General features: G+C 65.0%; 17 protein-coding genes. 9 read left to right on the top strand and 8 right to left on the bottom strand.

Annotated elements, in window-relative coordinates:
* Positions 1–7: 7 nt before the first annotated feature.
* Positions 8–1,294 carry an NAD(P)/FAD-dependent oxidoreductase gene (locus AB3L03_RS10770; RefSeq protein ID WP_368508550.1) on the top strand — a complete coding sequence of 429 codons (1,287 nt, stop codon included), beginning with the start codon at positions 8–10 and terminating at the stop codon, positions 1,292–1,294.
* 2 nt (positions 1,295–1,296) lie between these two features.
* Here the strand turns inward: AB3L03_RS10770 and AB3L03_RS10765 are convergent, their stop codons facing one another.
* From AB3L03_RS10765 to AB3L03_RS10755, 3 genes are all read right to left on the bottom strand, one after another.
* Complete coding sequence (locus AB3L03_RS10765; protein WP_368508549.1) at positions 1,297–2,886, bottom strand: gamma-glutamyltransferase; 1,590 nt, start codon at positions 2,884–2,886, stop codon at positions 1,297–1,299.
* Positions 2,887–3,113: 227 nt separating this feature from the next.
* On the bottom strand, positions 3,114–3,290 hold the full coding sequence (locus AB3L03_RS10760) for a hypothetical protein (protein ID WP_162847226.1): 177 nt from the start codon (positions 3,288–3,290) through the stop codon (positions 3,114–3,116).
* 9 nt (positions 3,291–3,299) lie between these two features.
* Positions 3,300–3,533 (bottom strand): hypothetical protein, encoded by a 234-nt coding sequence (locus AB3L03_RS10755; protein WP_007606355.1) that lies wholly within the window; start codon positions 3,531–3,533, stop codon positions 3,300–3,302.
* Between the two features lie 206 nt (positions 3,534–3,739).
* Here AB3L03_RS10755 and AB3L03_RS10750 point away from each other — a divergent pair, with 206 nt between their 5' ends.
* From AB3L03_RS10750 to AB3L03_RS10740, 3 genes are all read left to right on the top strand, one after another.
* Positions 3,740–5,812 carry a sorbosone dehydrogenase family protein gene (locus AB3L03_RS10750; protein WP_204513711.1) on the top strand — a complete coding sequence of 691 codons (2,073 nt, stop codon included), beginning with the start codon at positions 3,740–3,742 and terminating at the stop codon, positions 5,810–5,812.
* Positions 5,769–6,710 carry an SMP-30/gluconolactonase/LRE family protein gene (locus AB3L03_RS10745; RefSeq protein ID WP_204513712.1) on the top strand — a complete coding sequence of 314 codons (942 nt, stop codon included), beginning with the start codon at positions 5,769–5,771 and terminating at the stop codon, positions 6,708–6,710. The genes AB3L03_RS10750 and AB3L03_RS10745 overlap by 44 nt, the downstream gene beginning before the upstream one ends.
* 126 nt (positions 6,711–6,836) lie before the next feature.
* On the top strand, positions 6,837–7,862 hold the full coding sequence (locus AB3L03_RS10740) for a histone deacetylase family protein (RefSeq protein ID WP_018455686.1): 1,026 nt from the start codon (positions 6,837–6,839) through the stop codon (positions 7,860–7,862).
* Between the two features lie 138 nt (positions 7,863–8,000).
* On the opposite strand, the gene AB3L03_RS10735 is transcribed toward AB3L03_RS10740, so the two are convergent.
* The 4 genes from AB3L03_RS10735 to AB3L03_RS10720 all read right to left on the bottom strand — a co-directional run bounded on the left by AB3L03_RS10735 (position 8,001) and on the right by AB3L03_RS10720 (position 16,722).
* Entirely contained in the window at positions 8,001–8,981 is a 981-nt protein-coding gene (locus AB3L03_RS10735) for an LLM class flavin-dependent oxidoreductase (RefSeq protein ID WP_204513713.1), read from the bottom strand.
* The gene (locus tag AB3L03_RS10730; protein ID WP_018455684.1) at positions 8,978–9,709 is read right to left on the bottom strand and encodes a 4'-phosphopantetheinyl transferase superfamily protein; all 732 of its coding nucleotides are present in this window, start codon (positions 9,707–9,709) and stop codon (positions 8,978–8,980) included. The genes AB3L03_RS10735 and AB3L03_RS10730 overlap by 4 nt, the downstream gene beginning before the upstream one ends.
* Positions 9,710–9,954: 245 nt before the next feature.
* Positions 9,955–10,128, bottom strand: coding sequence for a hypothetical protein (locus tag AB3L03_RS10725; protein ID WP_007600599.1), 174 nt, complete (start codon positions 10,126–10,128; stop codon positions 9,955–9,957).
* Between the two features lie 141 nt (positions 10,129–10,269).
* Complete coding sequence (locus AB3L03_RS10720) at positions 10,270–16,722, bottom strand: non-ribosomal peptide synthetase (RefSeq protein WP_204513714.1); 6,453 nt, start codon at positions 16,720–16,722, stop codon at positions 10,270–10,272.
* Positions 16,723–16,864: 142 nt separating this feature from the next.
* On the opposite strand from AB3L03_RS10720, the gene AB3L03_RS10715 reads away from it, so the two are divergent.
* From AB3L03_RS10715 to AB3L03_RS10705, 3 genes are all read left to right on the top strand, one after another.
* On the top strand, positions 16,865–20,335 hold the full coding sequence (locus AB3L03_RS10715) for an AAA family ATPase (protein WP_204513715.1): 3,471 nt from the start codon (positions 16,865–16,867) through the stop codon (positions 20,333–20,335).
* Positions 20,332–21,126, top strand: coding sequence for a protein-L-isoaspartate O-methyltransferase (locus AB3L03_RS10710; protein ID WP_204513716.1), 795 nt, complete (start codon positions 20,332–20,334; stop codon positions 21,124–21,126). Before AB3L03_RS10715 ends, AB3L03_RS10710 begins: the two co-directional genes overlap by 4 nt.
* Positions 21,127–21,221: 95 nt before the next feature.
* Entirely contained in the window at positions 21,222–22,172 is a 951-nt protein-coding gene (locus AB3L03_RS10705) for a DUF6492 family protein (protein ID WP_204513717.1), read from the top strand.
* Positions 22,173–22,175: 3 nt separating this feature from the next.
* Here the strand turns inward: AB3L03_RS10705 and AB3L03_RS10700 are convergent, their stop codons facing one another.
* The gene (locus AB3L03_RS10700; protein WP_368508548.1) at positions 22,176–23,243 is read right to left on the bottom strand and encodes an endo-1,4-beta-xylanase; all 1,068 of its coding nucleotides are present in this window, start codon (positions 23,241–23,243) and stop codon (positions 22,176–22,178) included.
* 304 nt (positions 23,244–23,547) lie between these two features.
* On the opposite strand from AB3L03_RS10700, the gene AB3L03_RS10695 reads away from it, so the two are divergent.
* Together AB3L03_RS10695 and AB3L03_RS10690 are read left to right on the top strand one after the other, a co-directional pair.
* Complete coding sequence (locus tag AB3L03_RS10695) at positions 23,548–24,984, top strand: lipopolysaccharide biosynthesis protein (protein ID WP_247294652.1); 1,437 nt, start codon at positions 23,548–23,550, stop codon at positions 24,982–24,984.
* Positions 24,985–25,165: 181 nt separating this feature from the next.
* Positions 25,166–26,284 carry a fatty acid desaturase gene (locus tag AB3L03_RS10690; RefSeq protein ID WP_368508547.1) on the top strand — a complete coding sequence of 373 codons (1,119 nt, stop codon included), beginning with the start codon at positions 25,166–25,168 and terminating at the stop codon, positions 26,282–26,284.
* Positions 26,285–26,538 lie beyond the last annotated feature (254 nt).

Raw genomic sequence — 26,538 nt, 5'->3', positions numbered from 1 at the left:
CTTCGCCATGACCACGCGCCTGCCTCTGCCGCCGTCCCTCTACGCCGACACCGCCGTCGTGCCGCCGACTACGCCGCCGCTCGACGTCGACAGGACGGTCTCGGTCGCGATCGTCGGCGGCGGCTACACCGGCCTGTCCACGGCGTTGCACCTGGCGGAGCAGGGTGTCGAGGCACTGGTGCTGGAGGCGCAGGAGCCGGGCTGGGGCGCATCCGGCAATAATGGCGGCCACACCAATCCGGGACTGAAGCACGACCCCGATCAGATCGAGTCCGATTTCGGCGCTGAGCTCGGCCGCCGCATGATCGACTTCTCCTACGGCACCACGAATTTTACGCATGATCTGATCCGCCGTTACCAGATCCCGTGCGAAGCGCGGCAGAACGGTACGTTGCGCGCGGCCTATAACGAGGCCAGCGCGGCCGCCATCGAGAAAACCGCACAACGGTGTATCGCCCGCGGAATGCCGGTGTCGTATCTCAATCGCGAGCAATTGCGCGGGATGACCGGCACGGATCGCTATATCGGCGCCATGCTGGATGCGCGCGGCGGCGATCTGCATCCGCTCAGCTACGCCCGTGGTCTCGCGCGTGCTGCAATCTCGGCAGGCGCGAAGGTGCACGGCGAAACACCCGCACTATCACTCCGTCGCGAGGGCAGCCGCTGGCGCATCGAGACGCCGCGCGCGGTGGTGCATGCCGACAAGGTGCTGCTCGCGACCAACGGTTTTACCGACGATCTCTGGCCGGCGCTTCGCCGCACCATCGTGCCGGTGTTTTCCTCGATCGCGGCCACGGCCCCGCTCTCTGACGACGTGGCCCGTTCGATCATGCCGACGCGTCCCGTCCTTTACGAGAGCGGCCACATCACCGTCTATTACCGCATCGATCAGCAGAACCGCCTCTTGATGGGGGGCCGCGGCCCGATGCGCTGGATCAGTTCGCCGCGCGACGTCGCCTATCTCATGCGATACGCCGAACGGCTATGGCCGCAGCTCAAGGGCGTGGCCTGGACCCATGGCTGGAACAGCCGGCTCGCCATCACCGCGGATCATTACCCGCACGTGCACGAGCCCGCGGACAACATCCTGATCTCGCTCGGCTGCAACGGTCGCGGCGTCGCGCTCTCGACCGCGATGGGCGCGCAGCTCGCGCGGCGTCTGATCGGCGGCGCCAAGGCCGAGCTCGACATGCCCGTCACCGGCATCAAGCCGATCCCGATGCATGCCTTCTGGCCGGTCGGCGTGACGACGGCAGTGATCGCTGGTCGCCTGCGCGACCGGTTGGGGATCTAGGCTCAGCCCTCCGCCACCGCGTCGGCCCAGGGCTGGAAGATCTCGACCGCGCCGGAGTTGGTGTCGCCGTCGCGCATCACGACGCTCGGGCAGGCGAACTTCTGCGGCAAGGACTGCACCCGCGCTTCCTCATAGTCGAATCGCGCCGCGAGCGCCTCGCGTGTGTCCGCCGGCAGCCTGGTATCGCCGATCACGATGGCGCCTTCGCTGGCGTCGATGCGCGGTTGGTGGATCGCGGCATCGAGATCCATGCCGAAATCCATCGCAAACGACACGATCTGCATCACCGACGGGAGGATGCGGCGACCGCCGGAGGCACCGACCGCGAGCCGTCTGCCGTCCTTGGCCTCGGCGATGACGGGCGTGTAGTTGGTGAGACAGCGCTTGCCAGAGGCGAGCGAGTTGGTGGTGCCTGGCTTCGGGTCGAACCACATGATGCCGTTGTTCATGGCGATGCCGGTGTGCGGCGTGACGTATTTCGAGCCGAAGGACGACAGCAGCGTCTGCGTCACCGCCGCGATGTTGCCGTGGCGGTCGACCACGGAGAAGTGCGTGGTGCAGGCGGGCGCCAGATAGTCCGCGCCGAGCGAGCGCTTGCCGTCGGCATCGCCCATATCCTTGAGCCGCTCGCGATAGGCCGATTGCAGCGCGGCGGCATATTCGGCATAGGCGCCCGCATCGGGCGCGCTTCCCGGCTTCAGGTTCTGCTGCAACAGGCGCAGCGCATGCGCCATGGTCGGTCCGGCCGTCAGCTCCGGTGTCGCAAACACCTTGCCGCCGCGATAGGGGATCGCCAGCGGATCGCGCAGATGGGCTCGGAACGCGGCGAGGTCCTCCACCGATAGCGCGCCGCCGTCGGCCTTGATGTCGGATGCGATGCTCCTGGCGAGATCGCCCTGGTAGAAATCGCGCGGACCGGCGTCGGCGAGGTGCGCCAGTGTCGCCTTCAGCGTGTCCAGCGGCAGCCGCGTCTCGGACTTGATGCCCCACGGCGCGCTCGGCGGGAGGCCGTCCTTCAGGAACGTTGTCGCGCTCGCGGGATAGCGCCGAAGATCGGACGCCGATGCCGCGATCGTCAGCGTGGTCCACCAATCGACCAGCAGGCCTTCGCCGGCGAGGGCGACGGCCGGCGCGACCAGATCGTTCCACGGCAGCCTGGCGTGACGGCGATGCGCCTCCTCCATGCCGGCGACGACGCCGGGCACGGCGATCGAGCCGGGGCCGTGGATGTTGCGGTCGTCCTTCACCCGCTGCCAGGGAAACAGGTCGGAAGCCGCGCCTTCGCCGCTGAGCGGATAGTCGGCGGCGCGCAGGCTTTGCGGCGCGCACATGCCGTAGTCGATCACCTCGTAGAGATTTTCCGCGGCACGGTAGAGCACCATCCCGCCGCCGCCGCCCATGCCGCTGTTCCAGGGCTCCAGCACGTTAAGCGCGAAGGTGGTGGCGACGATCGCGTCCACACAGTCGCCGCCCGCCGCCAGCACTTGCGCCCCCACTTCGGCCGCCCGCCGCGATTGCGCGGCGACGATGCCGCCTTTGGATGTGACGGCGGGCTTGCGGACGGTTTGGGTGTGGCTGAACTGGTGCGGCATGATGATGTCTGTGTGCTGTCTTCGGTTTGGCTTCGTTGCGCTGAGCTCCGCGAAGAATGGCACATCGCCCCCATCGAGAACATCGAAAGGGCGACGCGGCATGGCTGGTGTGTAACAGCGGGGGTGGCGCAGTCGGCAAGACGTAGATGCCAAGACGAGAAAGCCCGGGACAGGCCCGGGCATGACGAGTTATGAGACCGATCAGTGGGAAGCGGAAGCCGCAGGGCTCAGCGCGCGCGATCCAGCCGGCTGGCCTGATACCTGGCGTGCCATTTCGGGCCAGGCCCGCGCATGTAGTGGAGCTCGGGGCGGTAGGGATTTCCCGCGATCCGGATCAGCGTCAGCCATTTGCTGGCGATGAAGTTCAGGGGCTGGCGGAACAGGGTCAGTGACGCGAGCAACATGGCATCACCTCAGTGCGGCTTGCCGAGCATGGCAGTGAAGGGGAGGTCGAAGATCTCCTCGCCGTCGGAGCCGCTGACATGGATTACCCAGTCGCGCCAATCCTCAGCGCCGGGCGTCAGGATCATCGCGTTCATGATCTGGGCGGCACGGTCGCGCGCCTCGGTCAGGTTGGTCACGGCTGTGCCGCTGCGATCGATCAGCGTGCCGTCCAAGTTGGAGCAGTGAAAATAGACCTGGACCATATGCGTCTCCTATTGGGAGCGATTGGGACGGCAAACCGATACCATTCCAAGCCTTCGCGAAACATTCGGGTCGAGCCCGGTAAGGGAATCTACGGAGATTGGTCGGCGCCAAGCCCCCTGCTGGTTTGATCACAAGGGGGTGTTGATCAACTGGACGGCGTTCCCGCGGCATGGAACAACCCTGGACGGAACGTCCGGGAGGCGCCGTGAACCACCTCACATTTTGGCGTGAAAGCCGAAGCCTGCGCGCATGCACGGGCGCCTTGGTGGTCCTCCTGACCCTCGCCTCGGTAGGCTCATCAGAACCGGTCCGCAAGAGCGGCTATGCGATCGGCACGGAGACCTGCGGCAGCGCCGATCTCGCCTTTCCCAGAATCCAGATCGACATGAAGGCGGGATTTTGCGCTGGCCTCGTCGCCAGCGAGGAGGATCGGCTGAAATTCCCGCGCTCGATCATCCAGGTGCCCGGTCGTGACCTGTTCGTGGTCGCCGACATGGCGGGCTGGGGCCATACCGATGGCCGGCTGCTGTTGCTCGACCCGCGGGCACCCCAGGGACAGCGGTTCAAGGAGTTGCTGACTGCAATCGAATATCCGTTCGGCCTCGCGATCGGCCCGGACAAGAAGCTCTATGCCTCGAGCGCGGAGACGATCTTCCGGTTCGATCCGCTCGCCGACAATCCGCGCGACACGGTCGAGACCGTCGTCCGTCACATGCCCGGCCGCCGGATCACATTGCCCGACGGCAAAAAGCTCGACGAGAGCGCGCATCCATTCAAGCAGTTTGTCTTTGATAAGAACGGCCGGCTGTTCGTCAATGTCGGCTCGCACAGCGACGACTGCATCACGCCGGCGCCGATCACGAGACCTTGCGCGGCGGCGGAGGGCGTTTCCGCAATGGCGTCGATCTGGCTGTTCACGCCGCCCCCGGGCGGTATCTTCCCGGCGTTGAAGCCTGGCGAACCCGACCCGCCGCACGGTGTCTATGCGCGCGGCCTGCGCAACTCGATGGCGCTGGCGCTGCATCCGAACTTCCCTGATGCGGGCTATGCCTTCCTGCAAGGCGAGAACGGCCGCGACCTGCCTGACATTTTCAAGCCGAACGAGGAGATCAACGCGATCGAGCAGGGCAGGCATTACGGCTGGCCCTATTGCTACGATTTGTCGACGCCGAGTCTCGAATTCAGGATCGTATTGCGGTCGGGGGTCTTCAAATCGCTGTGCACCGCCAACGCTCTCTACAAGGCGCCGTTCTCGCTGCTGCCGCCGCACGGCGCGCCGCTCGCGATGCTCTATTATCGCGGCGCGAAATTTCCGGAGCTCGAGGGCAAGCTGCTGGTCGGCCTGCATGGCTATCGCCCGACCGGCAGCCGCGTCATCGTCTATGACGTCGACGATCACGGCTTCCCGAAGCCCGCCCCGGCGCCGGTACGCTATCATGTCAGTTGCGCGGCCGATCCGACCCACAGCTTTCAGACCGAGGCCGGCGCCGTCGCCGCCGCGCCGTTCGAGGAGCTGATCGCAGGCTGGCACCGCGTCAACGGCGCGCGGCCGCAAGGTGCGCCGGTCGGCATGACGGTCGCGGAGGACGGCGCAATCTGGCTGGTCGAGGACAAGAACCAGACCGTGATCCGGATCGACCGCGCCGCGGGCGATGCGCCGTCGCCGCTGCCCTGCGACGTGCGTAGCCAGGCGCTGATCGAGCAACTGGCGGTCTTCGTGGCCAGGGACGCGCAGAACAGCGTCCGGCTCACCAATTTGCGCAAGGGCCTCGTCGAAAAGCACTGCGTCGGCTGTCACTCGGATTTCGGCCTGAAGCCGGGCCTATCGGACGCTCAGAAGGACGCGACGGTGCTTCGCTTCATGCTGTCGCAGGATGGCTGGATCTATCCTGGTGATCCCGATTCCGGAAAGTTGCGCACGCGGCTTCGTGGGTTGGGCGCGGAGAAACTGATGCCGCCGGGTGGCGACGGCCTGCCGAAGGCCGAACCCGGTTACACGCGCCTGCTCGACACGGCGGATCTGCTGGTGTCAAGAATGGTTCCAGGCATCCGGATGCGGATCAAGTCCGGCCCGCCGCAGCGCAAGTTCTTTGGCAAAACGAACAAGGAATGCGGCGAAATACCGGCTGCCAAGGTCGTCGTCGTGACACAAAGGAACGCTGTAGACAAACCCGGTTTCAGCCGCTTCTTCCGACCGGCCGATGCCTATCTGAATGGCGAGTGCAGCGACGGCGATGGCTATTACATCCGGCAGGAATTTCTGGTGCCTGTGCAGTAGCGTTGTTCTCGTCCTTGCGACGGCACCGGCCCGAGCGGAAACGAAACTGTTCGAAAGCGTGCAGGTGACGCCATCAGGCGAATACACGTTCGGCATCGAAGGGCCGGCCGCCGATCTCGACGGCAATCTCTTCGTCGTCAATTTCGGCAAGCCCGGCACCATCGGCAAGCTGCCCGTCGGCGGCACGGCGTCCGAGCCGTTCACGGCGCTGCCCGAGGGCAGCGTCGGCAATGCCATCCGCTTCGCGCGCGACGGCACCATGTTCATCGCCGACTACAAGAAGCACAACATCTTCGCGATCCCGAAGGGATCGACCGAGCCCGCCATCTGGTTTCACTCCGACGAGATGAACCAGCCCAACGACATCACCATCGCCCGCGACGGCACGATCTACGCGAGCGATCCGAACTGGAAAGGTCGCGAAGGCCACATCTGGCGCATCGCGAAGGGAGCCGACGGAACGGTGCAGGGACAGCTGATGTCGGCGCCGCGCGCGATGGGCACGACCAACGGCATAGATCTCAGCCCTGATGACAAGACGCTCTATGTCGGGGAATCCAGCAGCGGTCAGATCTGGTCCTATACGGTCGCCGGCAACGAGCTCACCAGTCCAAGACTCGTCAAGGCATTTCAGCCCGACACTGTCGACGGCCTGCGCACCGACATCGCTGGCCGCCTGTATGTTGCGCGCATCCTCAAGGGCACGATCACGTTGATGAAGGCCAATGGCGCGGTGGAGCGGGAGATCACGCTGAGAGCCAAGGAGCCGACCAACCTCGCCTTCGGAGGCCACGACGGCAAGACGATCTTCGTCACTCAGCGTCAGGGCGGCTTCCTCGAGTCCTTCCGCACCGACCAGCAGGGCCGCGAGCACTGCCTTCAGCGCGGGCGCTGCTGAGCTTCACGAGGGATCTGCTTCCGGCGCAGGGCGGTGCGACAGGGGCGGCATTCTTCTTGCTTGCATCTCGCCGCCGCGGGGATTTAGACATCTGTGGCACCCTCAAAGCGACCACGGAGTGTTCGAGTGAAAGCCGTCCATACCGAGCTGCATCGCAGCCACGATCCGCAATTCTTCCTGGTTCGCGGTGTGGTCAAGCGCACCACCGAGCAGCCCGAACGTGCCGACCGCCTGCTCAAAGGGCTCAAGGACGGCAAGCATCAACTGGTCGAGCCGACCACATTCGGGCAGGGACCGCGTGCGCGCATCCACAGTCCGGAATATCTGTCGTTCCTGAGCGAGGCCTGGGAGGCCTGGACCGCGCTCGGCGATTCCGGCCCGGAGATGATCGGCAATATCCATCCGGTGCGCCATGCCGCGACTTATCCCACCCATATCACCGGCAAGCTCGGCTGGCACACCGCCGACACCGCGGCGCCGATCGGCCCGGGCACCTGGGCTGCGGCCTGCGCTGCGACCGACGTCGCGGTCACCGCGGCACAGATGGTGATGGACGGCGAGGATGCGACCTATGCGCTCTGCCGGCCGCCCGGCCATCACGCCTATCGCGACATGGCCGGCGGCTTCTGCTTCCTCAACAACAGCGGGATCGCGGCGGCGCATCTGCGGCAGAGGCACGAGCGTGTCGTGATCCTCGACGTCGACGTCCATCACGGCAACGGCACGCAAGGAATCTTCTACGCGCGGCCGGATGTCTACACGGTCTCGATCCATGCCGATCCCGTCGCGTATTATCCTTACGTGTGGGGCTATGCGCATGAGCGCGGCGAAGGTCCCGGCCTTGGCACAAATCTCAACATTCCCCTGGCGATCGGCACCGGCGATGACGGCTACATCCAGGCGATGGACGTCGCGCGCAAGGCGATCGAGTCCTTTGCGCCCGGCGCCCTCGTCATCGCGCTCGGCCTCGACGCCTCCGAGCACGATCCACTCAAGGGTCTCGCCGTCACCACGCCGGGCTTCCGCCGCATCGGACAGGCCATCGCGAAGATGGGCCTGCCGACCGTGTTCGTGCAGGAGGGCGGCTACCTCTCGGACATCCTCGGCGCGAACCTGACCTCGGTGCTGGCCGGCTTCGAAGAGGCGCGCTGATTCTCGCTGAGTAGCCCATCATTCTCCGTCATTGCGAGGGTAGCGAAGCAATCCAGAATCTTTCCGCGGAGGGACTCTGGATTGCTTCGCTACGCTCGCAATGACGATGTGGATGGTTAGGTCGACTTCATCCACAACTCAAAACATCCCGCTTGCCGCGAGCGCCTTGCAGACGTGCTGCATCTCGGTCTCGTCCGCGACCATGTCGAGCATGATCGTGGTCAGCCCCTTCGCGGCAAACTCCTTCAGCTTCGCGCCGATCTCCGCGTAGCTGCCGACGAGGTAGGGGCAGTCGGCCTGGAAGGTCAGGAACGGCAGCAGCCAATAGCCATTTTCCGCGAGCTCGCCGCTCTGGCTCTCGTAGAGGCGCCGTTTCCACACGGAATCGCTGTTCTCCACGGTGAGCGCGAGCAGCTCGCGATCGTCGGCATTATCGCGGAAACGCGCCTTTGCCGCTTGCCGCGCCTCGTCGCGTCCCTCGCGGGCGAAAATTCCAAAATTCATGCCCGGCGCATCGAGGCCGCGGTCGAGATCCGGCGGCAACATCTGCATCTTGATGCAGCCGGTCTCCTTTGCGACGCGCTGTGCCGGCTCGGACTGGCCTGCGACCAGAAATTCCGGCATCAGCTCCGGCGGCAGGCGCGGCCGAAGTTGCAGGTTGCTGGCGCGGTAGAACCGGCCCTCGAAAGTCGTCGGACGCGGGCTTGCCAGCAGCTGGCGCATCAGCGCAACGAATTCGCCGAGCCGGACATAGCGATCGGCGTGCGACTGCTCGTCGCCGAGCCCCTGCAGATCGCTGACCGCCGTCCCCGTGATCATGTTGAGATAGACCTTGCGGCCGTGGAGCTGCGCAAAGGACGAGACGAATTTTGCCGCCGTGAACGGGTGCATGTAGACCGGATTGACCGCGATCAGCGGCGAGGATCGGGTCGTCTCGCCGATGATGTGCTGGGCCATCGCCCAGGGCTCGACGAACACGTCGTTGCCTTCGAATAGCAGGATGCCTTCGAAGCCGTTGCGATCGGCGAACTGCGCCACCCGCATCAGCTCGTCGACATATTTCTTGGGGTCGCGGTTGCGCGAAATCGCGGGAAAGACGCGCAGCCGCCGCGGCGTCATTCAGCCGCCTCCTGTAGCGGCCATCCATTGCGGGTGATGGGAAGGCCGCCGGTGGCGCGGGAGCCGTCCGCGATCGCGAGACGATGCGAGGGCGACGGCGAGATCAGCTGGAATCGCCAGCCTTGCGGATCGTCGGGGATATCGGGCTTGAAGCTGATCTCGATGGCCTCGCGCGATACCTGCATCGCGAAGGCGTCGAGCGGCAAATTGAGGCCGAAACCCCTGGCCTTCAGATAGGCTTCTTTCAGCGTCCAGTAGTCGAAGAAGCGCTCGGTCGCGGCGGGCTCCGGCAGCCTGCGCAGCGTTTCGACCTCTTCCGGCGCGAAGAACCGAAGCGCGGTCGACAGCGGCGCCACCCGACGCGACACGGTCTCGACATCGACGCCGACGGTCTCATGCCCCGACACGACGCAGGCGACGCAGCCGTCGGCGTGCGACAGGCTGAAATGCAGCGTGCTCGATGTCCTGGGTGATGCGACAAACGGCCGCCCGTAACGCCCGGCCGCAAATGACCAGTCGGTCGGTGCGACCTCAGGTGCGACGTGCGAGAGCGCAAGGCGCAACATCGCGTGCGCGAAAATATACTGTCGCTGGTGCCGCTCGAACACGAAGTGGTCGGCTCGTACCCGTTCGTCGACCGAGAGCAGGCGCCGGCACGTATCGATCGCACCTGGCGTGTCAAAATTCTCGATCAATCCGACAAACAGTTCAATTCTGTCGTCTGCCATCAATTGGGCCCATGGCGCCAGGCCGGGGCCAAATCCCCTGCCATGACGGAAGAATCAACTGAGCAAGAATCAACTAAGCGGACCGCTTCTAGCGGTCCACTCGGGCGAATCCTTGTCGATTGCTGGCCGGTTTACGGGCGCAAGCTTGTGCGAGACCCCAACTCGACACGCGAGCGGCCAAATGTGAAAAATGAAGCCCGAAAACTGAAGCCTGAAGATTCGTGCGGCGTCCCGGCCGACGAGTCTTACGTCTTCTTCTTCTTCTTGGACTTCTTGGAGCCGCCCAACATCGAAATGCTGGCGTCGACGTCCTTCAGCGCGGACTGCAGCTTCTTCTTCTCGGCGCCGAGCAACTTCTGCAGGGCCTTGCGGTCCTTGTCGCTCAACGAGGTGCCCTTGGTAAATTTGATGAAACCCATAACGAACTCCCCGGTTGAAAATACTCGTCCAAATCAAAACGCGAGAATAATCTTGCGCGATGGCGCCAAATAATCAAGATGCAACTTGGTCATTCACAGCTTTGACGAGTGACCCCGTATTCGTCCGTGATGTACGGCCGGTCATGCCGCCCTGCGATTGAGCAATCGGCCGAGCGGTGTGTTGGGTTGGGCGAGGGCGGCCGCGAGCAGCGCGAGGAGATCCTCCATCCACTGGCCGACCGTAGCGCCGTCGAGCAGCTCGCTCTTGTAATTGCACGAACCGGTGATCCCCGTCGGCCGCTCCTTGAGCATCAGCGACAGCCATGTCTGGTCGATCGGCAGCACCGGCTGGCCTTCGCGGGCGATGTTGCCGATCGATCCTGTCGTGAGATCAGGCAGATCGAGCGGCTGGCGCAGCGGATTTTGCAGGGTGAAATAGACCTGGAGCAGCGAGGCTGGATTGACCCCCTCCTGCTCCAAATGATCGGCCAGGATGTTGAAAGGCAGCTCCTGGCGCGCATGCGCGTCAAGCACGCTCTGGCGGACCCGGACTACGGCCTGCGCGAACGACAGCTCCGGCGTGATTTTGGTACGAACAATCACCGTGTTCTCGAACGGACCGACGATCCGGTCGGTGTCCGGCTGGCCGCGATTGGCCATGGCGGTGGCGATAGAGATGTCGTCGCGGCCGGTCCGCGCCAGCAGCACGGCTTTCAAGCCGGCCAGCAGGCACATGAACAGCGTGCAATTGTGCTGGCCGGCGAAAGCCGCGAGCCGGCCGATCAGCTCACGCTTGAGACTGACCGGATGGTGCCCCCTGGACGGGCCCGGCCTTGATTCGCCCTCGAAGAGGGGAGGCGCCCCGCGCAAATTCTCGGTCCAGTCGGCCGCCTGACGGCGGGCGGCATCGGTGCCGCACCACCAGCGCTGCCAGCGCGCCACGTCCGCAAAGGCCGGCGGCGGTTTCGGCAGCGGCACCGACCGATAGCCGGCCAGCGCCGCATAACGGTTGGATAATTCCTCGAACATCACGCCGATCGACCAGCCATCGACGACGGCGTGATGCAGCGTCAGCAGCAACACGTGATCGCCATCGTGGAGCCGCAACAGCCGGGCGCGCAGCAGCGGCGCGCGCGTGGTGTCGATCGGGACATAGGTCTCCTGTTCGATCAGGAGATTGATCTTGCGGAGTTCCAGCGCCTTGCGCCGCTTGTTATTGTGGGGCTGACCGTCGCCGATCGTCTCGACACTCAGGACACGGCCGAGGGCGCCGGGCGCGGCGATGCGGCTGACGGGCTCCCCGCCGCTCCAGCCGAAATGAGTCCGCAGCGATTCGTGCCGGCGCACGATGTCGTCGATCGCCTGCGCCAGGGCGGCCGGATTCAGCGGCCCCTGGAGGCGGAAAGCGAAAGGCAGGTTGAACAGCGGCAGTCCGTGAAGATTCTGCTCGATCCGCAGCATCTGGTCCTGCGCGATCGAGAGCGTGGGTGGGCTGCCTTCGGCCAGGCTCGCGCCAGCCAGCCTTGCAAAACTTGCAGCCGGCTTGCGCGGCTTTGCCGCCACGACCTCGTCGACCCGCCGGGCAAGCTCGTCGATCGTCGGTGCCTCGAAGATGGTCTTGATCGGCAGCGACGCGCCGAGCGCCCGAGCGACCCGCGCCATGACTTGGCCCGCCAGCAGCGAATGGCCGCCGAGGTCGAAAAAATTGTCGGTGACGCCGAGGCTCTCGACCTTCAGCAGGTCGATCCAGATGTCGGACAGCACCTTTTCGGTGAAGCGCCGCGCCGGCACGGCCGCATCCGGTTCGAACGTTTCCTGCTGCGCCGGCGCCAGCAGCGCGGTCCGATCGATTTTGCCATGGGCATTGAGCGGCACCTGATCCAGGAACAAGAACGCGGACGGGATGGCATGGTCCGGCAGCCGGCTCTTCAGGAAATCGCGCAGCTCGCTGGCGCTGCTCCGGCTGCCGGATCTTGCGACGATATGGGCAATCAGCCTGACATCGCCGCTCGCTTCGCGACGCGGCTCGACGATGCCGGCGCGCACACTGGGATGGTCGGCAAGCGCGTTCTCGATCTCCTTGAGCTCGATACGGTAGCCGCGGACCTTGACTTGATGGTCGGCGCGACCGAGGCATTCGATCGTGCCGTCGGCACGGCGGCGGGCGAGGTCGCCGGTCCGGTACAGCCGGCTGCTTGCTTTGCGCGAGAACGGATCGGGCAGGAAGCGCTGCCGGTTCTGCGCGGGATCGTTGACATAGCCGCGGCCCACACCGGCGCCGCCGATGCAGAGCTCGCCGGTCACGCCGACCGGCTGCGGCTGCAGGTTTGCGTCGAGCACGTAGAGCTGCATGTTCGGCAGCGGCGCGCCGACCGGGACATGGCCTATGTCGGTCGCCGGCGCCTTGGTCAGGCGATGCAGCGAGACGTCGTCGGAACATTCCGACGCACCATAGGCGTTGATCAGCGGCACTTTCGGACAGCGGGCGAACCAGGCCTTGCAGAGATCGACGGGCAGCGGTTCGCCCGTCGAGATCAGAAGGCGCAGCCTCGCAAAGGCGCGTCGGATTTGTGCCTCGTCCATGCGATCGAGGATCACGCGCAGCAGCGACGGGACGATCTCGAGCACCGTGATGCCCTCGCGCTCGATCTCGCGCGCGAGCAAAATCGGGTCCTGCACGATCGCGGTCCCGCAGATGTGGACGCGCGCGCCGACCATGGGCCCCGCGAGGAACTGCCACACCGAGATGACAAAACTCTGTGGCGCGGTCTGCGCGATCACGTCCCGGGACGAGAGGTTCAGCTCGGAGATGAGCGACGCCAGATGGTTTGACAGCCCGCGCTGCTCGATCATGACGCCCTTGGGCGCGCCGGAGGACCCGGAGGTGTAGATGAGATAGGCAAGGCTCGACGCCGCGCGCCGCTTTGCGGGGGCCGGCTTGGCCGACGCTGGCGCGATCGCGTCCTCGAGCTCGGCCATTTGGATGCGCTCGACCAGCGGTTCGAGCAGCGCCTCCGCCATGGATGACTGCGCCCGTTCGATCAGCAGCATGCGGGCCCCGCTCGATCCGAGGATGGTTGCGAGCCGTTCCCGCGGCTGGTCGGGATCGAGATTGAGGAAGGCGGCGCCCACGCGTTGTACGGCGATCATCGCGGCGAGCAGGTCGGGCCCGCGATCTGCAAGCAAGGCGACCACGGCCTCGGCGCCGACGCCTTCGAGAGTGAGCCAGCGCGCAGCCGCTTGGCTGCGGCGCGCCAGCTCGCGGTAGCTCAGGGATGTGCGGCCGTCCGACACCGCGATCGCGTTCGGCGTCTTCTTGACCTGGCGATCGAAACCTTCGCTCAAATTGCCGCGCGCGACGAAATTGGCCGGCACGCCCCGGCCCTGCGCCAGCAGCTGCCGGCGTTCGGCCTCGGTCAGGAGTGCCAGGCGGGAGATGCGCTGCTCCGGATCGGCGATGACGGATTTGAGCAGGGTTTTGAACTGAGCGGCCATGCCCTCGATCGTCGCCGCGTCGAACAGATCGGTGGCGTATTCGAAGAAGCCGGTGAAACGGCCGTCGGCCTCGACCAGTTCGAGCGTGATGTCGAATCGCGCCACTTTTGGATCGATCTCGATCCGCCGCGTCGACAGACCGGAGAATCGTGCCGCCTCGATCGAGGCATTCTGGAGGATGAACATGATCCGGAACAGCGGATTGCCGTCCGTCCTTCGTGCGATCTGAAGCGAGCGCAGGACTTCCTCGATCGGGAGATCCTGATTGCGATAGGCATCGAGCGTGACCTGCCGTACCCGGCGCAACATGTCGCCGAAGCTCGGATCGCCGCCAAAATCATTGCGCAGGATCAGGGTGTTGGCGAACAGTCCGATCAGGCGCTCGCTCTCGATCTGATTGCGGTTGGCGATCAGCGATCCGGTCGCGACATCTTCGTGTCCGGTGTGACGGAACAGCAGGCACTGGAACACGGCGAGCAGGGTCATGAAGGGCGTGACGCCCTGGTTCTGGCTCAGCGCGCGCAGGTCGGCCGACAGGGTTTTGGAGAATTCGAGATAGTGACGGGCACCGTGGCCGCTCCAGACCTCCGGCCTTGGGCGGTCGGTTCGCAGCGGCAGCGTGGTGACGCCGTCCAGTTGCACCCGCCAGTAATCGAGCTGCTCCTTGGCCGCCGGCGTCTGCGCCCAGCTCTGCTGCCAGAGCGCAAACTCGCGGTACTGGAAGGCGGGCGAACGCAGTGCCGTCACGTCGTTCTTGCGCGCTGCCGAATAATGGGCGGCGAGTTCTTCCCAGAACAGCCGCTGCGACCAGCCGTCGGTGACGAGGTGGTGGACGTTGACCACCAGCACATGGCTGCTCTTGTCGAACGAGAGCAGCGTGACCTTCAGCGGTGCCTCGTTCGCAAGGTCGAACGGATGTTGCGCGAGCCGGAGCGCTTCGCGCCTGACAACAGCGACCCGCTTGTTCGCGGGGCAGGGCTTGAGCTTGATCCGCTCGAACCGCGGTGGCGATTGCAGCACAAGCTGCACCGGCTCGCCCTCGCGTTCGACGATGACCGACCGCAACGCCTCATGGCGCGCCGATACGGCGGTGAGGCTCGCAGAAAGTGCGGCGACGTCGAGCCCACCCTTGAGGAGCGCGACTTCGACGACGTTATAATTGTAGCGCGTGGGGTCGAGCCGCGAGAGCACGTACATCCGCTGCTGCTGGAACGACAGCGGCGCGTCTGCTTCCCCGGCCTGGCGCCAGGCCGGTAGCATCGTTTCGCGATGGATTGCGGCGGTCTCGATCCGGGCCGCAAGCGCGGCGGCCGTGGCGCAATCAAAAACGTCCTCGAACGAGAAATCGACATTGAAGCGTTCGCGCAGGCGCGAACGCATCTGCGTCACCGCGAGCGAGTCGGCACCGAGCGCAAAGACGTCCTGATCTCCCCCGACCTGCGGCAGCTCCAGCAGATCGGCCCAGATCCCGGCGAGCTCGGTCTCCAGCGCGTTGCGCGGCAGACGGGCCTCCTCCTCGCCGCCGCCCGTTGTTGCGATCAGCTCGGCGAGCGCATTGCGCTTGACCTTGCCGCTCGCGCCTTTCGGCAGGGTTGCGACGCTGCGGATCAGGCTCGGCACTTTGTAGGCCGCGAGCCGTTTCCGGGCGAACTGGCGCAACTGGTCGGAGGTCGCCTCGGAATTCGGCCGCAGCACCACGATTGCGGCGACGTTCTCGCCGAGCTTCGGGTGCGGGACGGCAAACACGCCGGCTTCCAGCACCGCCGGATGGCTGAGCAGAACCTCTTCCACCTCCAGAGGCGAGATCTTCTGCCCGCCGCGGTTGATGACGTCCTTGATGCGACCGACGATGAAGAGATAGCCGTCGGCATCGAGATAGCCGAGATCGCCGGTCCGGAACCAGCCGTTGCGGAAGGCAGCCTGCGTCGCCGCTTCGTCATTATAGTAGCCGCGGCTCATGTTGGGTCCGCGCAGCATGATCTCGCCGTGCTGGCCGCTGGCGAGCGCGCGGCCCGTCTCGTCCATGATTGTGATCTCGGGGCCCGCGGCGCGGCCAACCGATCCGACCTTGCGCAGCTCGAACGGGTTGGCCGCGATCTGCGAGGCCGCCTCCGTCATGCCGTAGGTTTCGAGCACGGGAACGCCGAACGTCGCCTCCAACCCGTCGAGGATCGCAGGCGCAAGCGAGGCCGAGGCGGAGCGGATCACGCGCAGCGACGACGATCGGGCAAGATCCGGGTTGGCTTCCGCCGCCGTCAGCAGCGCGCGATGGATGGTCGGCACTGCCGTGTACCAGGTCGGTCGCAGCTGCCGCATCCAGCCGAAGAAGGAGGCTGCGTCGAAACCCTCGGTACAGACTACGCTGGAGCCCGCGGCCAGCGCCGTCAGCAGGCCGGAAATCAGACCATGGGCGTGAAACAGCGGCAGGACGTTGAGCAGACGATCGTGGGACGCGAGCGAGAGCACGCGGCCGGCATTGTAGGCGGAGAGGCACACATTGCGATGCGTCAGCGGCACCATCTTCGGTCGCGCCGCCGTGCCCGAGGTCAGCAGGATGAACGCGTCGTCGTCGCCGCGCGAGGCGCCGCTGCTGCTCGCCGGTCCGACCGCCGGCCCGACCAACGCGCAGCCGCCGAGATCGTCTTGCGGCCCCGGCACGAAATCGATCACCGCAATATCGAGCGCCTTGGCGACATCGCGGGCCGCCGAGTTCGTGTCGGCCCGGGTGACGAGCGCCGTCAGCTTCAATTCGCTGAAATAGCGTTGCAGCTCGTCCGCCGTCAGATCGGGATTGACGGGAACGCAAGCGCAGCTCGAGGCTACCGCGATCAGGGCCAGTGCGCTGTCGGCACCGCGCGGCAACGCAACCGCGATGCGGTCGGTAGGAGCGATGCCGAGCCCGCGCAGCGTGCGGACGAGATCCTGCGTCCGCGCGCCAATCCCGCCGTAGTTGAGGACCGGCTGGCCGGTGGCGAGGAGGGCGGGGGCCACCGGCATCTTGCGTGCATGGAAATCGAGAAGACCGCCGATATCCTCGAATATCTTCGCTTCGGCCGTCGTGCTCGCTTCCCGCGGGGCTGGGCGTGTGGCGTCCGACAATTCCGTTCCCTTTTGATCCGATTGGGCTATTCTTCCAAGAAGTTAGGAAACGCGTCCAGTCTGAGGTGAAGTTTTGGCCCCAAAATCTGTGGTTGCGGGGCCCTAAGCCCTTCGACGGAGTGATTGGTCGGGCGGAATCACCATGCTGGAGAATGAGCCGGGCACGGGAGCGGAAGGCGGGCTGAAGCGCTGGCTCGAGGGTATCGGTCTTAGCCACTATACCGATCTCTTCGCGCAGCACCGTCTCGATCTCGACGTCATGGCGGACCTGACCGAATCCGATCTGATCGAGCTCGGATTGCCGCTCGGCGATCGGAAGCGGCTCCAGCGCGCCATGACCGCGTTGTTCCGGGCCGAAACCGCGGAGAAGCCCGACGCGACGGCTCGCCCGCAAATCCGGACGGAGGTCGGCGCCGAGCGGCGTCAGCTCACCACCATGTTCTGCGACATGGTGGATTCCACCTCGCTCTCGGTGCAGTTCGATCCGGAAGACGTGCGCGACATGATCGCGAGCTTCCGCGAAACCTGTGTCCGCGTCGTGAAGCATTACGAAGGTTTTGCTGCCCGCTTCGTCGGAGACGGTATTTTGGTCTATTTCGGCTATCCGACCGCACATGAGGACGACGCCGAGCGCGCCGTGCGTGCGGGGCTGGAAATCGTCCGGGTGCTGTCGACCGCTCGCGCGATCGAGCCGCGTGGCGCGCTCAGCCACTCACCCGCCGTCCGCATCGGCATCGCAACCGGTCTCGTCGTGGTTGGCGACCTCGTCGGACAGGGCACCGAAGAGCGCGACTCCGCGGTCGGAGAAACCGTCAATCTCGCCGCGCGCCTGCAGGGCCTGGCGCCGCCCAACGGTGTGGTGATTTCCACGTCGACCCAGTCGCTGCTGAAGGGGAAGTTCGACTACCGCGATCTCGGCGTCCACGTGCTCAAGGGAATCTCGGAGAAAGCCCAGGCCTGGCACGTGATGCGCGCCTCGCGGGTGGAGACCCGCTTCGCCGCCGCCATGGGCACGCGGCTGACCCCGCTCGTCAACCGGGAGGAGGAGATTGCGCTGCTGATGGGGCGCTGGCAGCAGGCCAAGGAGGGCGAGGGCCAGGTCGTGGTCAAGTTCGGCGAGCCCGGCATCGGCAAGTCGCGCATCATCCAGGAGATCTTCGACCGGATCGCGGGCGATCGCCATGGACAGGTCTCGTTCCAGTGCTCGCCCTATTACACCTCCACGGCGTTCTATCCGTTCGCCGAGCAGCTCAAATTCTCTCTCGGTCTCGATCGCGAGGATGCGTCCGTTCAGTCGCTGGCGAGCCTGGAGACCGCGATCGCCGCCGCTCATGGCGACATCGAGCAGGTTGCGCCGCTGTTTGCCGTGCTGTTGTCCATTCCGACCGGCGACCGCTATCCGCCGCTCGAGCTGTCGCCGCAGCAGCAAAAGGATGCGACCGTCGCGGCGCTGGTCAATCATTTCCTCGGCCTTGCGCGCGAGCAGCCGCTGGTGATCGCATTCGAGGATCTGCACTGGATCGACCCGACGTCCCGTGAGGTGATCGATCTCCTGGTCGACCGGGCACAGAACCGGGCAATCCTGGTCATCATCACCGCGCGCACCGAATTCCAGCCGAGCTGGAACGCCCATTCGCATATCACGACCCTGGTGCTGAACCGGTTGAGCCGGCAGTTGCGCGCGACGCTGGTCGAGCGCGTGGCGGGACGCGAGCTTCCCAAGGAGGTCATCGAGGAGATCATCGTCAAGACCGACGGCGTGCCGCTGTTCCTGGAGGAGCTGACCAAGACGGTTCTCGAATCCAACCTCCTGACCGAACGGCACGGGCGCTACGTGCTGTCGGGTCCGTGGCGGCAGCTTGCGATCCCGGCGACGCTGACGGACTCGCTGATGGCGCGGCTGGACCGGATGGGGCCGTTCAAGCGGATCGCGCAAATCGGTGCCACCATCGGCCGCGAATTCTCCTACGAGACTCTGCACGCGGTCGCCAACACACCCGCCGAACAGATCGAGGCCGCGCTCAATCATTTGGAGGAGGCCGGACTGATCATGCGCCGCGGCCATCCGCCCGACGCGCTCTACTCCTTCAAGCACGTGATGATTCAGAACGCCGCGCATGCGAGCTTGCTGCACAGCGAGCGGCGCAAGCTGCATTCCCGGATCGCCCAGGTGCTGGCCGAGATGTATCCCGAGAAGACCGAGCGCGAACCGGAACTGCTCGCCCATCATATGACCGAATCCGGCCAGAGCGAGAGCGCCGCCAGCTTCTGGCTTAAGGCCGGTAAGCAGGCGGCCAAGAGTGGCGCCAATCTAGAGGCGATCGGGCATCTGGGCCGCGGCCTCGGCGTCGTGCAGGCCAATGCGCGCATGCAGGGCGCCGATGAGATGGAGCTCGAATTGCGCATCGCGCTCGGCAACGCGCTGATCGCCGCCAAGGGCTATGCCGTGCAGGAGGTCGAGGAGAACTACGTCCGCGCCCTCGAACTCGGCCAGCAGCTCGACGACGACGAAAAGGCCTTCGCCGCCACGCGCGGGCTCTGGGTCTGTCATTTCATCCGCGCCGATCTGACCCGCGCGCACGATCTCAGCGTCGAGCTGTTGAAGTTCGCCAAGCGCGAGCGGCTGAACGAGGGGACGCAACCGGCGCAGCAGACCGGCTATCTGATCGAGGCGCATCGCTCGATCGCGATGACTATGCTCTATCGCGGGCGCTTTGCCGCGTCCCAGCATCATCTGCACCGCTGCATCAACCTCTACAGCCCCGACCTGCACTCCGATCTGATGGAGCGGCACGGCACCGATCCCGGTGTCGTCTCGCTGTCCTATCTCGGCTACCTCCTGTGGTTCCTCGGCCGGCCCGACGCGGCGCGCCAGCACAGCGAACAGGCGATCGCGAACGCCGAGAATATCCGCCACCCATTCACGCTCGCCTTCGCGCTCGTGTTCGGCGCCTATCTCTGCCAGCATTTGCGCGATGTTGAGGGCACGCGCGACCATGCCAACCGCGCCATGATCATCGCCACGGAGCACAATTTCCTGCACTGGAAGCAGCAGGCGGCGATCCTGCGCGGCTGGGCGCTGGCGCAGCTCGGCGAGGCCGACGAAGGCCTCAGCCAGATGCGGTTCGGCCTCGACGAATACGAAGCGATGGATTCCTGGCTCGCCGGCTGCTGGTTCCGCTGCCTGCTCGCGGAGGCCTACGCCAAGGTCGGAATGCGCGATGCCGCCTTGCGCGCGCTGGACGGTGCGCTCGCGACCGCAAGACGGACCGGCGACCACTCCTACCTCGCCGAAGTCTACCGCCTGCAAGGCGAGATCACCCTGTCGGATGAGAATCCGGCCTCGGTGCAGGAGGCCGAGGACCTGTTCAACCTGTCGCTGGAGATCGCGCGTAAGCAGGGCGCTCTGTCCTGGGAGCTTCGCACCGCCGTCAGCCTCGCGCGCCTGTCGCACCAAGCCGGCAAGCGCGAGCACGCTCGTCTCCTGCTCGTACCGATTGTGGCCAAGTTCAGCGAGGGCTTTTCCACGCCGGACCTGAAACAGGCGATGCAACTGATCGACGAGCTCGGCGTGGACGCGCTTGTTCGTAAACAGGCCGATTCCGTGAGATGAGCGATCTTGCCGCCGCGCGTGCGCGTTACGTGGAGCTGATCTCAAAACGCGAGCGGATCTCTTCAACGCGCCTGCTCGAAGCCCTCGGCACTGTTCCGCGCGAAAACTTTCTGGCGAAGGGGCCGTGGCGCATCAAGACCGAGGCGGCGCGCAACTATCGGCTGACGCCGGATGCTGATCCCGTTCATCTCCAGGACAATGTGCTGGTCGCGATCGATGCGCGCCGCAAGCTTGATACCGGACTTCCGAGCCTGTGGGCGCATTTCATCGATTTGCTCGACGTCGGGGAAAAAGACCGTGTGGTCCAGATCGGCTGCGGGCTCGGCTATTTCTCAGCCGTGCTGTCGAAGATCGTGGGGCCCAAGGGCAGGGTGCAGGCAATCGAATGCGACGAGCGGCTTGCGGCGCGCGCCGCAACCTATCTTGGCGCCTATCGCAACGTCGCGGTCGTCCATGGCGACGGATGCGAGGACATCGGCGAACCCGCCGACGTGATCATCGTTCATGCCGGCTTCTCGCAGCCGCATCCGCTCTGGCTTCGGTCGCTTCGTCCGCGCGGCCGGCTTCTGGTGCCGCTGACCCAGCGGGACCGCGAAGGCGCCGCCCTCAAGATCACCCGCAAGGGCAGGGGGTTCGAAGCCGAGGCGGTGCAGCAGATCCGGATATTTCCCGGCCAAGGCCGCGGTCTGACCGCGCTCGACGACCGCGTCGCCGACTGGTGGCAGCGCGCCTCCGCGCTGGCGCCGCTGCGCTTTCGCGGCATCGCGCAGGGGTTGCCGTCGGATGGCTAATGCTTCGTTTCATTTTACCTTGATTGCGAATGTAAGTATCCAACGCGTCTCGGCGCCGCTATGACTGCGGCCTGATCGCCATACGAGCGCGCGCCATGCATTCCGTTGCCCTGCTGACCGCCAGCTACGCCAAGGATATCGAGCGCTTTTCGCTGCTCAGCGAGAGCATCGACACCTGGTTGACGGGCTACACACGGCATTATGTTCTCGTTAACGATGAGGATCTGCCGCTGTTCGCGCGGTTCGCTTCCGACAAACGCGTCATCGTTCCGGCCTCGCGCTATTTGCCGAAATGGCTGTGGGCGTTGCCGCCGGCTCTGCAGTTCATCAGCAAACGGCGCGTCTGGCTGTCGCTGCTGTCGTCACCTGTTCATGGCTGGCACATTCAGCAGATCCTCAAGATCGCCGGCGTCCTCAACGCGCCAGAGCAGCGCGTTTGCATCCTGGATTCGGACAATCTGTTCTTCCGCGAATTCGACGTCGGTGAGTATGCCGGCGCCGAGAAGACCCCGCTGTTCGTCACGCGCAACGGGATCGACGCCGCCCACCCCTTGCATGTCCTGTGGCTCCGCACCGTCGATCGGCTCCTTGGCATCAAGGACCGGTCCTTCCCCGCGGACGACTATGTCGGCAACGCGCTGGTCTGGGACAAGGACACCGCGCGCGCGATGACCGATTCGATCAAGTCGGCAACGGGATTGAACTGGGTTCTGGCACTGTGCCGGAAGAAGAAGTTCTCGGAATATCTCATGTACGGCCATTTCGTCGCGAACGCGCCCGCGCATCTGGCCACTCATCGGGTCACCGAGGACAGCATCGCGGTCTCGCATTGGGACGACACCCGCCTCGACCGTCCCGCCATCGAAGCGATGATGCGCGCCGCTTCGCCCGACCAGGTCGCGCTGTGCATCCAGTCCTATTCGTCGACCTCGATCGACGACATCCGCGACGTGTTCCGCCTCAGCTCGCGCGACCGTCGCGGTCCGAGTCTTTCGCCCGAGCACATGGGCGACGAGGCTCAGTTCGAAGTGCCGAAAGCTCGCTAGACCTTACACGTCTCTCGTGAACTTGCTGATCACGTTCATGAACGGCTTCGGCTTGAACTCGCCGTCGAGCGGCAAAGGACGGTTCGGCTGCTTGTCGGCGCGGGCAAAGGTGCCGTTGATCCAGCTGTAGCGGTCCGAGAGGCCCCAGGTCAGGATCGAGCGCACCGGTCCGCTGGTCGAGATCGCGGTCAAGAGATCATCGACGCGCTTGGCGACGATGGCATCGCGCTCCGCCGGCGTCCCCGTCAGCTTCTGGTCGTCGACATCGAGCTCGGTGACGAGCACCTCGAGGCCCCAGGCGCGCAGCTCGGTGACGAATTCGGCAAGCCCATGGGTGTCGATCTCGAGCTCGGCATGCAGATGCGCTTGCAGTCCCACGGCGTGCAACGGCACGCCCTGGTCGAGCAGCTCCATGATGAGATGGCGGTAGGCAGCGCGCTTCGCGACGAACGTGTCCTTGGCCGACTCGATGTCGTATTCGTTGATCGCGAGCTTGACGAAGGGATCGGCCGCGGCCGCCGTGCGGAACGCCAGCGGAATCCAGCGGTTGCCCAGATGCTGCGTCCAGAACGACTCGCGTCGGTCTTTCGGGCTGTGCGGATTGTCCGGGATCGGCTCGTTGACTACGTCCCACGACGTCAGCTTGTCCTTGTAATAGGAGACGACGGTGCCGATGTGGTCGACATAAGCGCGCTCGACGCCCTTGGTATCCTTGATCTGCTTGGTCCAGTCCGGAATGTCGTGATACCAGGCGAGCGCGTGGCCGCGCATCGTCAGGTCGTTCTGCCGGGCGAAATCCAGGATCGCGTCGGCGCGTTCGAAGGCAAAGGTGTGCGCGTCCGGACGCAGTATCGGCCATTTCAGCTCGAGCACCGGCACGACTTGTGTGCAGTAGGTGCTGATGGCTTCGCCGAGCCTGGGATCCGCTTGCAGATCCCAGAGCGTGGCCGCGGCACCAAATCCCTGATAGCGCTGGGCGAGTTTCGACGCCGGCGCTGCGGACGCCGATGCGGCTGCCGCGAGTGCTGCGGCGCTGCCGAGGAGAAATTCGCGTCTGTCGAGCCTGGTCACGGCATTCCTTATCGGAGCCAACGCGCCACCGTACCAAGCGACGCCTTGCAACGCCGGGGATTTCCCTCGTTGGGTTAACTTTGCCAGTGCGAATCACGGTTCCTTTCGGTGGCCGTGGCGCCGTCAGGGAAGGGCAAATTTAACGCTAACCCGCGAAAGCGGCTTCAAAACCGGATTCGCCGCCCGATCTCCAGACTTATGTGACACTCTTGAGAGATGTTGCGGCGCAATTCGTTGGCCCCGCCATGGTCCAATTGATGAACGGCCGTCACACTCGCAACAACGTTGCCGGTCCCGTGCTCGCATGCTGAACCGCCATTTCTCGATTTATCTCGTCGCCTACATCCTGCCTGCGGCGGTGGGCTTCTTTGCCGTCACGGCCTACACGCGGCTGCTGACGCCGGCGGAGTACGGCGTTTATGTCGTCGGCATCAGCCTGGCTGGCATTCTAGGCGCAATCTTCTTCGCCTGGATCAAGCTGTCGGTGTCGCGCTATCAGGCGATGTCGGCCGAGGTCGATTTTCGCGGCACAGCGATTGTCGCCTTCGCGCTCACCGTTGCCGTCCTCTGCGCCACCACGCCGCTGGTTTTCCTGTTCCGCAATGATCTCAGCGTTGGGCTGCTGCTTGCCAGCATGTTCGTCGCGATCATGGCGAATGCCGTCGATGTCGGCCAGGAGTTCGAGCGCGCAAAACTGCGCCCTTACAGGTTCGCGGCGATCTCGATCGTGCGCAGCGTGTCGAGCGTCGGTTTCGGCCTGCTCGGCATCTGGCTCGGCTGGGGTGGACTGGGACTGCTCGCCGCATTCGGCCTGGGTTCGCTCGCCGGGATCATCCTGAACCTTCTCGGTGACCGCACCAGGATCGCGCGCTTTCAGCGCAGCCAGTTCGTGCAGCTCGCGCGCTACGGCCTGCCGCTGACGCTGGCCGGATTGTCGGTTGCGGTCTACTCGGCCTGCGACCGCCTCATCGTGGCTTATTTGCTCGGCAAGGACGCCGCCGGAATCTTTGGCGTCGCCGCCGATCTGCCGCGACAGTTCATGGTCATGATCGCCTCCAGCGTCGCCGCGGCGACCGTGCCGTTGGTGTTCCGGTCATTGTCGGACAAGAACATCGAGACGACGCGGGAGCGGCTGACCGAGAGCCTCGAACTTCTGCTCGTCGTAGTTGCGCCCGTCGCGGTCTGGCTCGCGCTCGTAGCCGACCAGGTCGCCGGCACGCTCGTCGGCGTCGACTTCCGCGCCGGCGTGTCGGTATTGCTGCCGACCCTGGTGCTCGCGCGCTTGTTCGGCATCGCCAATCAGTTCTATGTGCAGATCAGCTTCCAGCTTGCCGAGCGACCGTTCATGCTGGCGGCGCAGTCGTTCCTGACGCTGGTCGTCAGCGTGGCGTTGATGTTCGTGCTGGTGGCCGGCCATGGTCTCTACGGCGCGGCGCTGGCGACCCTTGCAACCGAAGCGATCGGTTTCCTCGTTGCCGTCGTGCTGATGCATCGCGCCCATCCGGTCCCGTTCGACCTCCACCGCCTCGCCGGCGTTGCGGTCTCCGCCGCGGCGATGGCGGCTGCGATCCTCGTGGCACGATCCCAGGTCAATGGCATCGGCCTCGTCCCGCTCATGCTCGTGAGCCTCGCCGGCGGGCTCGCTTATGCCGCTGCCGCGTGGTTGCTGAACATCGCAAACGTCCGGACGCTGTCGCTGCGTTTCCTGCGAACCTTCAACCGCAAGGCGCTGGGCGTTTAAGCCGCGATGCCTGACGAGGCTCGGCCTCAGCGTCTGAAGCTCTGAAAGCGCCGCCTGGCCTGGCGATGGCTCGGTTCCGACCGGAAGCGCACAGCCGCCCGGGTCTAGGGCGGAGGGCGATTTTGTTGCGTCCGTGGCCATAACTGTGCTTCTTGGGCGGCATGTCGGGAGCAGAGCAGATATGACCCAAGGAACGCCGGAAATCCGCGCATCGGCGCAGTTGCTTGCCCGCTATCGCGAGCCTGACAATACGCGGGGTGTCCTCGAACTGGCGATCACGGCGATCCCGTTCGTCGTCATCTGGGCTCTGATCTGGGTCGCTCTTGACCAGGGCTATTGGTTTGCCCTCCTGCTCGAGGTGCCCGCGGCGGGTTTGCTGGTCCGCCTCTTCATGATCCAACACGATTGCGGACACGGCTCGTTCTTCCGCGGCCGCGTTGCCAACGATTGGGTCGGCCGTGCCATCGGCGTGATGACACTGACGCCATACGGCTACTGGCGGCATAACCATGCGGGCCATCACGCGAATTCCGGCAATCTCGACCACAGGGGCTTGGGCGACATCGATACGTTGACCACGCGCGAATTTCTCGGGCGGTCGCGATGGCGCCGGACGCTGTATCGCTTGTATCGACATCCCCTCGTGATGTTTGGCGCCGGTCCCTCGTATTTGTTCATCTTGAAGCACCGATTGCCGGTCGGGATGATGCGTCGCGGCTGGAAACCCTGGCTGAGCACGATGGGCACGAACATCGCCCTCGCGGTTCTCGCCGTCACGATGATCTGGCTGGTCGGCTATGGGCCGTTGCTGCTTGTGCATCTGCCGATCGTTGTCCTGGCGGCGTCGATCGGTGTGTGGCTGTTCTACGTCCAGCACCAGTTCGAGCACACGCATTGGGCCCACGACGAGACCTGGAACTTTCACGACGCCGCGCTGCACGGCAGCTCTCACTACCAATTGCCGGGTGTCTTGCGATGGTTCACGGCAAATATCGGCGTCCACCACATCCATCATTTGTCCAGTCGAATTCCCTGCTATCGCTTGCAGGACGTATTGCGCGACCATCCGCAGTTCGCTGGTGTCGGGCGGATCACGCTGCTCCAGAGTTTGCGGACCGTGCGGCTGACCTTGTGGGACGAGGAACGGCAGCGGCTCGTCTCCTTTGGAGAGGCAGCCTTGTTTGGCAAGGCAGCCTTGTTTGAAAAAGGCAGCCTTGACTCCAGTGGCTTAGCTTTACGCCGCCCCGCGCGGCCGCCGACCGGCGTGAATTCGCGCGATCGGAACGCGATGGGCGTCTAGCGGCCGTTCAACGTGGCTTCGCCGTCCGACGCCGGGCGCTGGCAGCCGTGTCACCGATCCCCGGTCATTCTGTCGCAGCGATAGACCGCCAGCTTCGGCCGCGCGGCGCCCTTCCGCCTGCGTTAACCGTCGTATATGAGATTTATCGCCGGAACGTGCCGAATGTCGCCACAGACGGAACGTAAGGCGGCGGCGATTTCTTAATTCAAAGATCGCAATCTGATCAATGACCGGCGGACTGGCATTTCGACCGA

It is taken from the genome of Bradyrhizobium lupini, from assembly GCF_040939785.1.
In the GTDB taxonomy this organism is placed as follows: domain Bacteria; phylum Pseudomonadota; class Alphaproteobacteria; order Rhizobiales; family Xanthobacteraceae; genus Bradyrhizobium; species Bradyrhizobium canariense_D.
The sequence above is the reverse complement of the archived record's forward strand: the minus strand, read 5'-3'. Positions and strand labels throughout refer to the sequence as shown.